Genomic DNA, 16,811 nt, shown 5'->3' with positions numbered 1-16,811 from the left:
TTACACTAGGAAGAACATATTATTTTGTTCTTGTAGCGATAAATTGTAATTCGTGCCTATTACTAGACTCTGTGCTTTAGCAAAGTTTTCATCACGAGCTAAAACGGTGAGTGTTTGCCCCGTTGTAGACTGCACTTGCATTTCCATATAGTTTTGACCATTACCAGAAACGCGAGGAATTAATGAAAGCACTTTATAAGCTTCTTTCGATTGATCAAATTCAGGCTGCTGCATCACCTGTGAAGCAGTTTGCACCTGAATAGGTTGAACTTGATTTTGAGAGGCTGGTGATAATGGAGTGACAGGTTGCTGCCCTGCTGCACTCGCTTTTTTCAGCCAATCCTTTACTGCCCGTTTGGCAGCACCGAAATAATCCGTTGTCAGCTTATCTAATGATTTCACTTGGAATTCATAAGAAAAGCGTTCCATTACTGAACTAAAATCAGCCTGACAAACTGTTGCTAATTGATTTAAAAGACCTTTCAATTCATTGACCTGAGCTTCTAAAATATAATCTACTGACAGCTGACCCGATTTCTTTTGAAAAGCATCTGGATCGTCAGAGTCTGTAGGTATATTAAAACTCTTGAGCAGGAAATATTTCTCCCCATAGGTCATTGCTTTACCGACACCTTTTTCTTGGTTGGTATCAATGCCTTGTGAATAGAAAGGAACAACATATGACTCTCCTGATTCACTATCAAACCATGTGAATTCAAAAAATAACTCAGTAAAATAGGTAATCGAATTTTTAATGTTGCCATACTTGTCTTTGTTGCTTGCAACCGTTTGAGTTACCTCGCGTGAAATAATCTTCGGAAACAGAACTAATCCCATTTCATCTAATTTGTCACGTACAGCTGCTAATACATTGGAAGAGCCAACGTACGCATATTGATATCCGTTTTGTGACTTCTGTAAATATGGAACTGCCTTTCTCACTTCCACCAATTTCTGTAATAACTTGGTCGGTGCTATTGTTGTCTGAATCTCTGTCATGCTGACATCTCTCCTTAAAATGAATTTTTTGCAATAAAAAAACGACCATCTATGTATCTACACATAGAAAAGTCGTTTAATATTACGCTATAAAAAAGACGCACTGAAATAAGTACACCGATTTAACAAAAGTTTTTGCAAGTCAATACTCACAAGGCCACTTTACTCCATAAAGAGCTTTCTAAATGGCAAAACAAAGGTTTTCGCTAGAACATTTTATAGATGAAATCCATCTGCCTAGCCATCAGCTATTTCAAATAAATTGAATATCCAAATTGGATAAATAAAAGCTTGATGATAAAGTAAAGTACACTATTCATTTTAACGACTTTTCGTTAAAAGTCAATCATTTTACATTTCTATAAATATATTTTTCTATAAAGGGAAATTTATCTGTGTTTATTTAATTTCAAAAAGGTAATAATATGTACAAACATTTGTACATATTTTGTACATATACTATACTAGGAGGTGAAAACATGAGAGAAGAGGGTGAGTTCATGCCAGCACTTATGGAACAGTTAGACATTAAACGTATCGAAAACGAATTACCGAATCGTAATCGACTTCAAGCTTCTGATTTACGTCACAGTAAGAAGTGGAAAGAATTGTTGCAGGACTATGCGACAATTGAAATCATCTCTAGTGGTGAAACGATTGCTCAACTAAATACACCGGATCTAATCCCTTCATTAATCCATAAAATTAAATTATTGGAGCAAGAAGTGGAACAGCTTAAAATTGAACGTTTATACAGTGAACGATTACAAGAGAAACAATTACTGAACGGAGCAGCTCTTGAAGATGCAGCAAACGCATTATTAGATCAGTATTTACAAAACGGAGAAATAAAATGACAGTTTCTGAACAATCCTTGCGAAATGCAATTTCTACAATTGCGAGCATTAAAGAAATATCCATGAATCCACAGCATTTACTATTAGATATTTTAGCTTTATCGAAAGTACCTGCATTTGCTGAAGATGAAAAATTTAATTCTGTACTTCACACCGTTACAAAGGCTCTACTTGAGATTGTTCAAAATCCCGCAATTGGTGACAACCTGAAAAATGATTTTGCCGGGTTTAAGTCGCTTCATAAAAAATCAGACTATCCAACGGACCCACCACATGATGACTTACGTATCGTTTATCATCCTGAAACAGGGCAAATTTGGATTGTTGCATTTGGTCATCGCTACTTACCAGATGACTTTTACAACCGTATTCGAGCAAGTAAAAGGGTATGACAATTTGACGTCATACCCTTTACTTTTATCTCTTTTTCTAAAAATATATTTTTCTATTTAGATAAAACCCAGCCACCTTCATTTAAGCCATAAAACCCAAACCCGCATACCTGTTCATACAACTGGCTATCTGTAACAGCTCTCACCTTAATATCATTCGTCTTCAAAGCCATTAAAAGACCATTCAAATGATTAATTTTCTCCGCTACTATAAATAAACGTCTTTCCTTACAAACACTTTGGTAACGCTCAATAAAATGCAGAAGCTCCGACGTATCCCCTCGGTCTATATACACCTCATACACATGTTCATTCATTTCAATTTGATAAACAAAGGGTTGAATGCTCGCTAACAGCTTTAATTCAAATGGAAGTTTCTGATTTAATTCATAATAGAAATCGACACCAACTAATCGTTTCAAAACGTCTTCTGTTTCATAGCCCAGCCAATAATTACTGGTATTGGCCAATGTATAGATCAACCATTCCTGCCCATTTTTTAGTAAGCAGTGCTTTACTAATAGCTTTTTACGCACCATATTTTCAATTTGCTTCTCGCCTGCTTTAAATCGATTCCTTAATTGCTTCTGTGTAATCACCTGAAATATTTTCAAGTGTCGCAGTATATGTTCCTCTTTCTCCATACGTCGCTGCATATCTCGATTAATAATACGGTCACTCATGACATTCCACTTAACCGACCACTCATGTCGTCCTAGAGAAAAAGGACTGACAAATGGCTTCTTCCCCATTTACATAGTCCCTTCTACTTTTATTTTTTCTAAAAATCTATAAAAAGAAAAATATATTTATCGCTTTTTATTTATTTCTACCTTTAAACACACCACATACTCACAATACACGCTTACTAGACAGGACTTTAACGACAAGCTATATTGATAGAAAAGGAGGGAGTCGAATGAAAGCAACGACTTGTCGAGAACAAATTTTAACTGCTGCTGAACAAATCACACAGTCTAAAAATCTAAATGAATTTACCATCTTAGACGTCCTCAACTATCTAACACATCAAAATACGCCGTATAAGGAAAGCACCATTCGCACACATATCACTTCAAAAATGTGTAGCAATGCACCGAATCATCATGCTGTTACCTACAATGACCTCACTCGTATTAAACCGGGTGTATACAGTCTAAATAAATAAAATTCTATATTTCTATTTATATTTTTTTCTCTTTTTCTACTGTTAGTATAACGGGCTCATCACTCGCACAATTTTCGCATGAATCTTATTCGAGCCCTTTGATTCTACTTTTGTAATGCGTACAAGCACTTTACTACCCTTCTCAACATGCTGGAACTTTAAATGCTGTGCTAAACAATCGACACCTTCTTCTAACGCCACAAATACACCGTACGCTTGTACACCTGAGACAGTTCCAACATATTCACCATTTGGTACATAACGAGATAAACATTCCGGAAATGGATTCTCCATCAACGGCTTTCTTGATACTTTAATCTTATCTAAATTCATTTCTACAACCTGTACGCGAATATGATCACCAGGCTTATACATTGAACGTAAATCATCTACCCAACCATATGATAATTCAAAGGCTGGAATATGAACGTCGATTCCCCCAATATCACCAATTAAATGACCTTTTTCAACTTCACGCACAACACAATAAATATTGTAGCCTTCTTTGATTTTACTTAACGTAATACCAGCTGTAATTTCACGGGCTTTCTTACGAGAAGCAACAAACATCTCAGCTTCCATGCTATAACGTAAAATAATAAACTGAATTTCACGATTTGCTAAGGCTCTGAACTTATTTAATGCGTAAGGGTCCTCTGGATTAATACCTGATTCATCTAAAGGAATTAAACCTTTCACTTTTCCTATACGCACAACACCGCAAACAACCTTTTGTTCGTTAATTTTGTGTGTTTCAAAGCCAATTAGTTGTTCACCAACAATACGCTCTGTTTGCTGAGCCTTCGCAATATCGTTCCATACATCATACTGTCTTTCACGTTCTAGCTCTGCTACAATTTCAGGATTAAACCCTTCGATTAAAATATCATTTAGACCACTCATATTAAAAATACCTCTTTCGCTTTTTCTAGATGACAATCATGCTGTCATTTCATTCATATGGGATTTTAAATTTAAAAGAATGTATCGCCATTCTCATACGCTTCATCATCTGATACGACAAATTTAGATGAGTCCGTTGAACTGCTATCACCAGCAGTCGCTTTCTCTACTTTTGGAACAGACGTTGGCACGACTTTCTTACATACATCTACCTGTTCTATAGTTGAAAGCACTTCTAAATCATTATTCTGTTTAACTAGCTCTTTTGGAGATACTTCTTGCAGCTTACTTTGAATTTCTTCTTGTACAGGCACTTGCTGAACGACAACTTGTTTATGCTGTCCTAGTAAAATCGCATTTTCCTCTACAAATTCACGACTTCCCTCTTTATCTGGATTCACTGAAAAAATGGCTGATTTAGTAGGAAGTACTTTTGTTTCACGTGAAAAACTATGTGAAAATAATTTTTTAATTAACCCACGATTTTCTTCTTGGATAGGCTGATTAATGGGCTGTTCCCAGCTTCTTTGCTCTTTCCAATTACGAGGAACAAATGCTCCAACCCCTTCAATCGGCTTCTGAGGAGTCCCATCATTTAAGATTTTGCAGATAAAATGGAATCGCTTCATCTGATCCTGTAAGTAGGTCGGTCGATACCGATATTCTTCTGTTTCTGTATCTCGGTAGCTCTCTGGGAAAAATTTTGACGTCAGAATCTTATTTTTGTAAGTAGACTGCCGCATAATCACAACATCCTTACCGAATTCCTCTGCAAACTCTTTTGCATCAGCTGAAGATAAACCACAGAAAGCAATTTTGTTTCGACAGTTCGTCATAATGGCCTGTTTCATTGCCTTCGCACCAATGCGACCAGATTCAATTTCTAATTGGCCAAGTGATTGAATCGCAAAAATACCAGCCACACGAGAGCTCGCTGCAACAGATAAAAACATTTCTACATCAGGATTAATGTATCGGGCATATTCATCCACAATCATAAAATGCGGTGTACGTGTTTTCTCCATACCAGGACGACGTAATGCAGCTGATTGAATATGCATCGTTACAAACATGCCAAAAGCATCTCCAGCCTTCTTTAAACGCCCTAAATCCGTATTAACAAGTAAAACACCACCATTGGCTAAATGCTCATCTAAATTGATGCTGCTCTTACCTGAAATAATATGACGTAACTGTTCATTACCGGTCATATTTTCAAGTTGTGCACGTAATCCGATGATTAATTTACGATACTGATCTGCAAGTGAACCAAACATTTCATTTTCAAAAAATGAAAGTAAATCTGAAGCTTCACCTTGATCCCTTAAATCCTCTACATAGCGCCTTAACAGCTTTTCATCACGTAATGTTGCCAATAAATCTAATAAGGTTAAATTATCACCCTTCAATAGCTTTAAAAGCTTCGTAACATTACGTGTAGAGAGTTCAGCTAATGTTTGGAAAAACGCCTCCTGCTTACCAAATAAAGATTGTAAAACAGCTACTGTCGCCTCTATTACTACATCCGTATCGCCTTCCATTACATTAAAGAAATCAGTATTCGAATTAGATGGATCAAGCAATACATAAGGAATATCCATCTCCTTACAAAACTCCTCAACCTCCCAAATCAAATCACCTTTTGGCTCCACTAATGAAAAACCTAATTTCTTTCCACGCTTCTTTTGTTCTAATAACTGAAATATTGTCGGTAACAAAATCGTTGATGTTTTACCACAACGTGTAGGACCAGTAATTAAAAAATGCGTAAACGGATCATTGCCACCAATAATTATGGGGTTATCTGTTTTAGCCATACTATTATCCCTCTTTTAACGAATTTTCGTTATTTTTAAATAAAAAAATATAAAATACTCACTAGAACATTCATTACTAATATTTTAACGAATTTTCGTTATTTTATTCTAACACAATGATTTATCTAATGTAAATATGCTAAGATATACTTGTCTGAATTTCTGGAACTGACATATACAATTCGTATTGTATACTCATTCTTGAAAGCAAAAGGGCTTAGTGACAGGGTAGCTGCTCTAGACCGCAAAGTATTGTTTTCATCCTCCAATCAATAGATTACACTCAAATTAGTAATTACTTTAGATTAGGGGAAGAGGATTTATGAAACGAAATTGGAATGAAGACGAACTTCTAGAACATTTTACCTTATTACCAATTGAAAGAAAGCTGATTGGAAATAAAACAGGGGCAAGTCGTTTAGGCTTTACAGTATTATTAAAGTACTTTCAGCAAGAGGCACGATTTCCTGCAAAAAAACAGGATATTCCCAAAGTGGTCATTGAATTTATAGCACATCAATTAGGATTTTCTCCAACGCTCTTTGAAGAATATCGTTGGGGAGCAGAGGAAAGAAATTTTACTTATCATCGAAAGCAAATTAGGGAATTCTTCGATTTTAGAGAGCTAACGGCAAAGGACAATGATCTTTTGACAGATTGGTTAAACGAACAAGTTCACTTTATACATGATACTGACTATTTAAAAAATCAGGCATATAGTCTGTTTCGCAAGTGGAAAGTCGAACCTCCTTCAAACGGGAGTTTAAAGCGAATGATTGATTCTGCCATCGATATTTTTGAAAAGAATTTGTACGAATCGATTTATCAGCAGCTATCTCCTAAGACTTGGTCACGATTAGATGCGTTACTGGAATCTTTTGCTGATGAGGTATCAGCAGAAGGCTTTGAAGAAGAATTTCATAAGGAAAGGGAATCCGATATTTTAACTTTTCGCCAACTTTTATCTTCTCCTAGCAAACCAAGTGTAAACACTATGGAAATAGAAATTTAAAAATTGTTTGCGATTCGGCATCTACACATTCCTCCAAGATTATTTCATCATTTGACTCCGAAATTAGTAAAGAAATATCGACTTCGTGCAGCTACAGAAACTGTAACGGAATTGCGTGCACACCCTGCACCCATTCGCTATACCCTTCTTGCCATTTTATTTTCGCATCGTCATGAGGAAGTTATTGATTATTTAGCTGATTTATTGGATGAAATTACGCTTAAATTCGGAAATAAGGCCAAAAATACAACTCGAAAAGAAGCAGTAGAAGAATTAGAAAGAGTCCAAGGAAAAAACAAATATATTGTCAATCTATTAAAAGCATCCGTAGATCATCCAGAAGGGGTCATTCAAGATACCTTATTCCCTATTGTTAGCTCTGATATGATTCGAGATATTATTAAGGACATGACAAAAAATAACCGGGAGTACAAAGAAAAAATCTATACAAAAATGCACTCTTCTTACCAAGGGCATTATCGGAAGTCTCTTTCTAAAATTTTAAACAACCTTACTTTTCGCTCAAATAATCAATTTCACCAGCCGATTATTGAGGCTATCCAACTTATACGAGAGTATGGAGAAAGTGGGCAACGTTATTTTGCTGCTGGGGATGAGGTTCCCGTTGAGGGAGTCATTCAGCCTAAGTGGAAGGATATTATTGTTGAAACGGATAGTAAAGGGATGGAGAGGGTGAACCGAATCAATTATGAGATTGCTGTTTTACATTCGCTTCGCACTCGACTTCGTTGTAAGGAAATTTGGATCGAGGGCGCTGATCGTTATCGAAATCCGGATGAAGATCTGCCTCAAGATTTTGATGAGCACAAGGAAGAATATTTTCAAGCACTTAAAGCTCCTCTTGATGTAGAGCCTTTTATCAAAGATATTATACAGATGATGAAAGATAAACTCCAATTATTGAATCAAGGGATAGAAGATCAAAGTAATGAAAAAGTAGCGATTACTACCAGAAATAACAAGGGATGGATTAGAGTTACTCCACTCGAAAAGCAACCTGAACCTCCACATGTGACAATGCTTAAACAGGAGATTAAGAACCGTTGGACCGATATTAACCTATTGGATTTATTAAAAGAAACAGATTTTCACACGGAGTTCACCAAACACTTTAAGACCACAGCCAATCGAGAGATTTTAGATCGAGAAACTGTCCAACGACGGCTTCTTCTAAGTTTATTTGGATTAGGAACAAATACAGGTTTGAAAACTGTTTCAGCAGGGAACCGCCTAGATGGTTATCGGGAACTTCGGTATATACGTCAAAAATTTATTCATAAGGATCATTTGAGAAAAGCCAACGCAGAGGTTACAAACCATATCATCTACAATCGAATGAAAGAGGTATGGGGAGAAGCTACCACTGCATGTGCTTCCGATTCAAAACATTTTGGCTCTTGGGATCAGAACCTGCTCTCGGAATGGCACCCTCGTTATAAGAAACATGGAGTCATGATCTATTGGCATACAGATCGAAAGTCAGCTTGTATCTATTCTCAGCTTAAGTCCTGCCTTTCTTCGGAGGTGGCAGCAATGATGGAAGGGGTTCTTCGTCACTGTACGGACATGGAGGTTGACCGAAATTATGTCGATACACACGGACAAAGTGTTGTTGCTTTTGCTTTTTGTCATCTACTTGGTTTTAAGCTGATGCCACGTTTTAAAAATATTGGGTCTCAAAAGCTATATCGTCCAGAAGCCGGCATGAATGAGGAATATCCTCATCTACAACAGGCTTTAAGCAGACCGATTAACTGGGATCTTATTCGGCAGCAGTATGAACAAATTATTAAGTTTGCAACTGCTCTACGGTTGGGTACTGCTTCTGCCGAATCCATATTAAAGCGATTTACAAGGGATACGAAACATCCAACCTATCAGGCTTTATGTGAATTAGGAAAAGCTATTAAAACAATCTTTTTATGTGATTATTTACACTATGAAGAGATTCGTAGGGAGATCCATGAAGGATTAAATACAGTGGAACAATGGAACTCGGTGAATACCTATATTTTCTATGGAAAAAACAGTGAAATTCGTTCCAATTCGATAGAAGATCAAGAGGTGTCCGCCTTATCACTTCAATTGTTGCAAAATTGCTTAGTCTATATGAATACCTTAATGGTGCAAGAAGTTCTTTATGACAATAATCAATATTGGTTGAAGAAAATGACTCCGGAAGATTTTAGGGGAATAACACCTTTATTTTATCATCATGTCAATCCATACGGAACTTTTGAACTTGATATGGATCAGCGAATACCTATTAAGTTGAAAGTCTCATAGTTGTCATAATTTGGGACGGTAATAAAACCAGCTAATAAACACCTGTCAAGATATTAGCTGGTTTCCCGTTAATCAGAGACTAATCCTTACTTCAGAAAAGCGCCCTTTAACAGAAGACTCAATTTCAAGATAATATTAAAGACAATTAATTCCTTTTCACTTAATGCTGTTCGTTACTTAAAAAAAGAAGTGGTCAGTAAATGACCATCTCGAATTTATACATTAACTTTATAACTCAGCTTTAACTCATCTCCAGGTAATCCTCTTATACCCCAGTTATGTTTTGGTGTTTCAAAAATTGTAATCTCAATATCTTGTGGAGATATATTCAATTCACTATTAATACGTTTAAATAGTAACTTTAGTAATTGCTTTTGGCTTCTACCGAACGACCTTCGAACATACTAACTTCAATTACTGTATATGATTCAGTTCTTCCACTCGCGAAATAAAAATCTTCCTTATCCAAAGGGAAGAAACGATGAAACCTCTTATCAGATGGAAAATCAAGTGCTTCCACCATACACGAACGAATAACATTCGATAGTTTTTTCTTAATTGGATTTAAGCTGTCCTTTACTCCATAAATTTCAATTTACCCCATTCTCATCTAACTTTTCTCTTCTCAGCTAAATTGCTAACAATAATACCTATTCTATATTTAAATAAAAATCCCTTCCTCAAGGATATGGCCTTTTAATGAAAAGTGACGCAATCCTAATTAAAGAAAGTGCTGCAAAAGTAATAATGGAGGAGCTAAATGTTCGACATAAAACACAAATTGAAACATGGGTACGCTGATATAAAGGCTGCGGGATGCATCGTTTTGAACAGCCTGTCGGTAAACAATATACGTATGGAAAAGGACCTGAAAGTCTTACTCCAATGGAACAGTTACAATATGAAAATCAGTTTTTAAAGCAACAAATTGAAGTTCTAAAAAAGTAAGCAGAATTGGAGAGGAAATGGTTAAACAAGTAATTGTAGATATGTTTGAGCAATGGAAAGGAAAATTAACGTTCAAAAGCTGTGTGCCATTTTAGAAATTCCACGCGCTACATATTATCGTTGGAAGAAGGAATCCAAACGGTTTCATACATCTCAACTACTAAAAGAGATGATTCGTGTATTATAAATAAATATCGATATGGGTATCGCAAAATTACAGCTATTCTACGAAATGATTAACGCATCAATCACAAAGCTGTACAACGTATCATGCAAAAATATAATTGGCAATGTCGTGTGAAGGTGAAGAAAAGAAAACAAACGGGACAACCATATTTTATCGCTCCCAATACACTAAATCGTGAATTTGCGGCGCAAAATCTTTTGAAAAACTAGTAACAGACATTACGTACTTACCTTTTTGGTGAGAAAATTTTATATCTTTCAAGTATACTCGATGTATTTAATAGTTAAATAATTGCTTATAGGGGTACCGTCAGGAAAATGCGGATTTACAACGTTAAGCCCGTTTCCGAGATGGTCCCCCCCAATTTTAACAACGCTAAGTAAGTTTCAGTGGTCTTAGAGAATCTAATGAGACCACTTTCTCTGAATTAAAATGGTATTCTCCTAGCAAATTAATATGTTCCCAACCTAGAGGCGACATATGGTGCAATAATTCTTCATTAAAACTACCATACTGTTTTTGATATTCAACTGCTTTTGCTAGATGTAAGGTATTCCAGATACTAATGGCATTGATAATTATGTTTAAAGCACTGGCCCTTTGAAGCTGATGCTGTATGGTTCGTTCCCTAAGCTCTCCTTGTTTTCCAAAGAAAATAGCTCTTGCCAGCCCATTCATGGCTTCTCCTTTATTCAATCCTCTTTGTATTTTTCTTCTTAGCGATTCATCTGAAATGTAATTAAGAATAAAGATCGTTTTTTCTATTCGACCCATCTCACGTAAGGCTGTAGCTAAGCTGTTTTGTCTTGAATAGGAACCTAGTTTCCCCATAATTAGGGATGCTGAAACCGTTCCTTCCCTTATAGAATGAGCTAATCGCAAAATATCCTCATAATTTTCTTTAATGGCTTTTGTATTTATTTGCCCACGTAAAATGACTTCCAATTTTGGATACTCATTAGCTTTATCTATTGTAAATAATTTTGAGTCCGATAAATCTCTTATTCTAGGAGCAAATTTAAATCCTAATAAATGAGTCAATCCGAAGATTTGGTCTGTGTAACCAGCAGTATCTGTATAATGCTCCTCTATGTTTAGATCCGTCTCATGGTGCAACAACCCATCCAAAACATGAATGGCATCCCTTGAGTTAGTATGGATAATTTTTGTGTAGTAAGAAGAGAATTGATCACTCGTAAATCGATAGATGGTTGCTCCTTTTCCAGTTCCGTAATGTGGGTTTGCGTCTGCATGTAGTGATGAAACACCTAGTTGCATTCTCATACCATCTGACGAGGATGTTGTACCGTCGCCCCAATAGGAGGACAATTGTAATTTATGATGGAAATTTACTAATATGGCTTGGGCCTTATTCATTGCATCTTCATACAGGCGCCATTGAGATACATTGGCTAGTTGCTTATATGTAAGTCCGGGTGTGGCTTCAGCCATCTTGCTTAAGCCAATATTCATTCCCATTCCTAAAAGGGCAGCCATGATAATGATTGTTTCCTCCTTATCTGGTTTTCGATTATTGGAAGCATGAGTGAATTGCTCATGAAATCCTGTTATATGAGCAACATCCATAAGTAAATCAGTTAATTTTATTCTTGGTAGCATTTGATAAAGGCTTGCGCTAAATTTTTTTGCTTCTTCTGGAACATCTTTTTCTAAGCGTGCAAGTGACAGTTTTCCTTTTTCAAGAGAAACCCCATCTAACTTGTTGGAATTGGCAGCTAACCATTTTAACCTTTCATTAAGGCTACTGGTTCTCTCTGTTATATAATCTTCGAATGATAAACTAACTGTTAATCTCGTATTCCCCTTCGATTGATTCCATATATCTTCCGAAAACAAATATTCCTCAAAATCCCTATATTGTCTGCTGCCAACAATAGAAACATCTCCTGCCCGAACATGCTCCCGAAGTTCTGTTAAAACAGCCATTTCATAGTAATGACGATTAATTGTTGTACCATCATCCTCGTATAAATGCTTTTTCCATCGTTTTGAAATAAAATCCACAGGTGAGTCATCAGGCACTTTTCGCTTTCCGGATTCGTTCATTCCTCGAATAATCTCAACAGCCTGTAAAAGTGGCTCATTTGCCTTTGTAGAATGGAATTCCAATACTCTTAATAGCGTTGGCGTATATTTTCTTAGTGAATAAAACCGTTTTTGCAGTAAGTCCAAATAATCATAGTCGGCAGGACGGGCAAGCTCCTGAGCCTCTTCTACTGAAGAGACAAAGGTATCCCATTCAATAATCGATTCTAAAACCTTAAAAACGTCTAATTTTTCCTCTCTTGCTTTAATTAATGCTTGTCCGATGTTCGTAAAGTGTATAACTTTCTCATTTAGTTTTTTACCGTTTTGTTTCTGGATTTCCTCTTGAGCCTTACGACCTTTTGATAACAAACTAAGTATTTGCCTATCATGAATTTCAAACGCATTATCTGTTAGCTCCTGAGTAAGTTGTAATAAATAGACGGTTAATATCGAATAACGTTTATTTTCTTGAAAGTCACGGAATGCATACGGCTCGTATCTTGAACCTAAGCGAGATAGCTGTAACAGACGATTGCGATGCAAATGGCTAATTTGTACCGTTTCTAATTCTATTCCACGTATGTATTCAAGTCGTTCTATTACTTTTAGAAATGTTTCGGGCGAAGGATGACCCGGTGGTTCCTTTAACCAACCCAATATCGTTTTATTGGATTCGGATGGATGCTGCGAAGTAATGATCTCTTCAAGCTTTTCTTTTTGTTCATTTGTAAGAGATTTACTTACCGTATTAAATAGTTTCTTTTCAGCCATTGCCCTTGCTTCCCACACCATTCTTTCAAGTGTAGTGATAGCAGGCAGTATGATTTTGTTTTTTCTTAGAAAATCTATGCATTCATGCAGTAGATGAATGGCATCACCATTTTCCAAAGCTAATTGATGAAGGCGCTTAAATGTCATTCGATATTCACTCAGGGTAAAAGTTACAAAGTCGTATTCACTTCGAATTTCTTTCAAATGATCCCAAAGTGTATTTTCCCTTTGAGGATAATAGCTAAGCGAGGATCGACTAGCACTGATTTGTTTCGATATATATTGTATAACCGAATCTGGGATGCTTTTAATATGAGTGTATGGCCAACCGGGATACCGAAGAACAGCTAATTGAACGGCAAACCCTAAACGGTTTTCTTCCCTCCTTCGCTTATTAATTATTTCTAAATCTCGTTTGGAAAAGGTGAAGTAGGTCCCCAATATCCATTCATCTTCAGGGATTTGCATAAAAGCCTGTCTCTGTTCCGGTGTAAGCAATTCTCTACCTCTCGCAATTTTCATTCAGTATCATCCCATTTCTGTATTTTTCAATTTATTAGCTCAATTATATATCAATAGAGTGTACTCTATTGATACAGGTGTAGTGGACTGTAACTTTGACCGATAATTTGCGTATATTTCAAGTGTTATTTTGCACATCAATTTATGAAAAGGGTGTAGTTTTGTAATAAAGATTGATTAAAAAATGTCATTAAACCTTATTTATCAACAAATACAAAAACCCCATTTTGAAAAAAGATTGATCAAAATGGAGTTAATAATTAAGCATTTAATTTTAAAATAAAGTTTCAATTCGCCTTATTCCACAAAAGGTGCTTAGTTCAGATTTAAATTTTTATTCTTTAACTTTCAATAACCTTAAACTGTTTAGTGTTACAAGTAATGTTGCTCCCATATCGGCAAATATCGCTATCCATAGCGTTAACCAACCAGGCATAACCAACAATAATGCGACTAATTTAATCGCTAAAGAGAAGGTAATGTTTTGCTTGATGATCACTAAAGCCTTACGGCTCAATTTGATGGTATATGGCAATTTACTTAAATCATCAGACATTAAGGCAATATCAGCTGTTTCTAGTGCTGTATCAGTCCCAGCACCACCCATCGCCACACCAACCGTGGAAGCCGCAAGCGCTGGCGCATCATTCACGCCATCCCCAACCATTGCTACATTTTGATGCTTTGAACGAAGTTTTTTAATGAAATTCAGCTTATCTTCTGGTAATAAATCAGCTTTAATATCAGAAACACCGACTTGTTTTCCAATGGCTGTGGCAGTTCGTTTGTTATCGCCTGTCAGCATCACTGTTTCAATTCCTATATTGTTCAATTTACTGATCACTTCTTTTGAAGATTCTCTCATTTCATCTGCTACGGCAATTAATGAAAGGATTTCTTCTTCGGTTCCTAACACCATTACAGTTTTTCCTTGGGTTTGCATTTCAGTAATCTTTTGTTTTCTATCACTTTCAATCGATTGATGCAATTCTTCAAACAAATTTGGACTTCCTACATAATACATAACATTATTTACTTTGGCTTTTACGCCTTTACCAGTAATAGATTGGAATTCTTCAATCGTCACACCATTAAAATTTAATTCATTTTCTTCTGCTTTTCGTATAATCGCTGAAGCAAGTGGATGTTGCGAACCTTTTTCAATGGCTGCTGTTATAGTCATCAATTCATTTTCATTCCCACTATACGTTACGATGTCTGTTACAGCAGGAATACCTTTTGTTAATGTTCCTGTTTTATCAAAAGCAATGGCTTTAAGGGCTCCTGCTTGTTCTAAATGAATACCACCTTTAATTAAAACACCATTTTTTGCAGCATTTCCTATTGCAGTAACAACAGCCACTGGCGTTGAAACAACTAAAGCACACGGACAGCCAACCACTAATACAGCTAAACCTTGATAAATCCATTCACTCCAATCACCACCAAATAGCAATGGCGGAACAACAGCGATTAAAAGAGCCAAGATGATAATAGCTGGTGTATAGTATTTCGCAAATTTATCAACGAACGCTTGAGAGGGTGCTCGTTCTGCTTGAGCTTCTTCGACCAGATGAATGATTTTTGAAAGAGTGGTATCTTCCACTCGTTTTGTTACTTTAACTTCAAGCAACCCTTCTTCATTTAAAGTTCCTGCAAAGACTTCATCATCAACTGTTTTATTTACTGGAACACTTTCCCCTGTAATGGCAGCTTGATTTAACGTAGATGTACCTTTAATTACAGTTCCATCCATCGCCAATTTTTGACCAGGCTTTACAATCATAATATCGCCAACTTTAATATCTTCAACATGAACCGTCATTTCTGCATTTCCACGGCGAATTAACGCTTCTTTTGGAGCAATATCCATCAATGATTCAATGGATTGGCGAGCTTTATCCATTGAATAACGCTCTAAGGCTTCACTGACAGCAAAGAGAATAACAACGGTTGCTCCTTCACCCCATTCACCAATTACTGCAGCTCCTAGAATGGCAATAGTCATCAACGTATTCATATCGAAATTTAATCTGCTTAAATTTTTAAGACCTTTAATAAATAGCGAATATCCACCAATTAAAATGGATGCTGCATAACCAGTTGTCGGAAGAATATGCTCTTCTCCGTATTGCTCCCCTAAAAACCAACTAATCACAAGTAATAACGCTGAAATATATACTTTAATGTTTTCTTTTTGCTTCCAGAAAGGTTCACGTTCTACTCTCTGTTCTTTTTCATTCCGAATTTTTAAATTTTCAAATGCTCCTGCTTTTTCTAGTTCTTCAATCGTTGTATTTCCTTTAACATAAACTTTAGATGCTCCAAAGTTTACTTTCGCATCCTGAACTCCAGGGAGTTCTTTAACATTATTTTCAAAAATGGATGCACAGTTTGTACAAGTGAATCCTTGAACACGATATGTTTTCATTTCTTGTTCAGATAATTTTGATTGCTGCTCAGACATTGACCTTCACCTCTTTTTTATGTGCTAATGCAATCATCATTATCTGCTTGATATTTTCATCATCTAACGAATAAAACGCGAGTTTTCCTTCTTTTCTAAACTTCACAACTCCTTGCTTATGAAGTTTTCGTAAGTGGTTAGAAGCATTTGCAACTGTTGAACCGATAATATTTGCTATATCACATACACATAATTCTTCATCTTGACACAAAGCATAGGTAATTTTCGCTCTATTTTCATCAGCGATAGATTTTAAAATTTGGGTAACACTAACAATATCAACTGTTTGTAAATCGTTTTGTATTCGATTGACCTTTTCTTCGTCATAACAATAAATCTCACAAGTATCTTTCTTGATCATTTTCTCTCTCCGTTCTCATTCAATTATTTACTTGAATATAGTATACCCTTT

Annotated in this window: 11 protein-coding genes and 2 pseudogenes; 5 read left to right on the top strand and 8 right to left on the bottom strand. The window is 36.0% G+C overall.

What is annotated here, in order from left to right:
* Entirely contained in the window at nt 1-999 is a 999-nt protein-coding gene (locus AC3II9_RS10120) for an ERF family protein (RefSeq protein WP_391375024.1), read from the bottom strand.
* Between the two features lie 479 nt (nt 1,000-1,478).
* Here AC3II9_RS10120 and AC3II9_RS10115 point away from each other — a divergent pair, with 479 nt between their 5' ends.
* Nucleotides 1,479-1,856 (top strand): hypothetical protein, encoded by a 378-nt coding sequence (locus tag AC3II9_RS10115; protein ID WP_391375027.1) that lies wholly within the window; start codon nt 1,479-1,481, stop codon nt 1,854-1,856.
* Nucleotides 1,853-2,248: a hypothetical protein gene (locus AC3II9_RS10110; protein ID WP_391375028.1), complete on the top strand. Its 396-nt coding sequence runs from the start codon at nt 1,853-1,855 to the stop codon at nt 2,246-2,248. Before AC3II9_RS10115 ends, AC3II9_RS10110 begins: the two co-directional genes overlap by 4 nt.
* Before the next feature lie 53 nt (nt 2,249-2,301).
* Here AC3II9_RS10110 and AC3II9_RS10105 read toward each other — a convergent pair whose 3' ends face one another.
* Entirely contained in the window at nt 2,302-3,000 is a 699-nt protein-coding gene (locus tag AC3II9_RS10105) for a hypothetical protein (protein WP_391375031.1), read from the bottom strand.
* Nucleotides 3,001-3,167: 167 nt separating this feature from the next.
* Between AC3II9_RS10105 and AC3II9_RS10100 the strand changes: the two genes are divergently transcribed.
* Nucleotides 3,168-3,416, top strand: coding sequence for a DUF7669 domain-containing protein (locus AC3II9_RS10100; protein WP_391375034.1), 249 nt, complete (start codon nt 3,168-3,170; stop codon nt 3,414-3,416).
* A 42-nt stretch (nt 3,417-3,458) separates the two neighbouring features.
* Here AC3II9_RS10100 and AC3II9_RS10095 read toward each other — a convergent pair whose 3' ends face one another.
* Together AC3II9_RS10095 and AC3II9_RS10090 are read right to left on the bottom strand one after the other, a co-directional pair.
* Nucleotides 3,459-4,319 carry a 30S ribosomal protein S1 gene (locus tag AC3II9_RS10095; protein WP_391375037.1) on the bottom strand — a complete coding sequence of 287 codons (861 nt, stop codon included), beginning with the start codon at nt 4,317-4,319 and terminating at the stop codon, nt 3,459-3,461.
* A gap of 71 nt (nt 4,320-4,390) precedes the next feature.
* Complete coding sequence (locus AC3II9_RS10090; protein WP_391375039.1) at nt 4,391-6,136, bottom strand: type IV secretory system conjugative DNA transfer family protein; 1,746 nt, start codon at nt 6,134-6,136, stop codon at nt 4,391-4,393.
* A 322-nt stretch (nt 6,137-6,458) separates the two neighbouring features.
* Between AC3II9_RS10090 and AC3II9_RS10085 the strand changes: the two are divergent.
* A pseudogene (locus AC3II9_RS10085) lies at nt 6,459-9,455 on the top strand (Tn3 family transposase).
* Between the two features lie 215 nt (nt 9,456-9,670).
* Here AC3II9_RS10085 and AC3II9_RS10080 read toward each other — a convergent pair.
* Nucleotides 9,671-10,050, bottom strand: a pseudogene (locus tag AC3II9_RS10080) (tautomerase family protein).
* A gap of 221 nt (nt 10,051-10,271) precedes the next feature.
* Between AC3II9_RS10080 and AC3II9_RS10075 the strand changes: the two are divergent.
* On the top strand, nt 10,272-10,403 hold the full coding sequence (locus AC3II9_RS10075; protein ID WP_391376565.1) for a hypothetical protein: 132 nt from the start codon (nt 10,272-10,274) through the stop codon (nt 10,401-10,403).
* A 562-nt stretch (nt 10,404-10,965) separates the two neighbouring features.
* Here the strand turns inward: AC3II9_RS10075 and AC3II9_RS10070 are convergent.
* From AC3II9_RS10070 to AC3II9_RS10060, 3 genes are all read right to left on the bottom strand, one after another.
* Complete coding sequence (locus tag AC3II9_RS10070) at nt 10,966-13,932, bottom strand: Tn3 family transposase (protein WP_489155200.1); 2,967 nt, start codon at nt 13,930-13,932, stop codon at nt 10,966-10,968.
* Between the two features lie 334 nt (nt 13,933-14,266).
* On the bottom strand, nt 14,267-16,399 hold the full coding sequence (locus tag AC3II9_RS10065) for a heavy metal translocating P-type ATPase (RefSeq protein WP_041114487.1): 2,133 nt from the start codon (nt 16,397-16,399) through the stop codon (nt 14,267-14,269).
* Nucleotides 16,392-16,760 (bottom strand): ArsR/SmtB family transcription factor, encoded by a 369-nt coding sequence (locus tag AC3II9_RS10060; RefSeq protein WP_041114488.1) that lies wholly within the window; start codon nt 16,758-16,760, stop codon nt 16,392-16,394. Before AC3II9_RS10060 ends, AC3II9_RS10065 begins: the two co-directional genes overlap by 8 nt.
* Between the last annotated feature and the right edge of the window lie 51 nt (nt 16,761-16,811).

It is taken from the genome of Lysinibacillus sp. RU7, assembly GCF_057837305.1.
The sequence above is the reverse complement of the archived record's forward strand: the minus strand, read 5'-3'. Positions and strand labels throughout refer to the sequence as shown.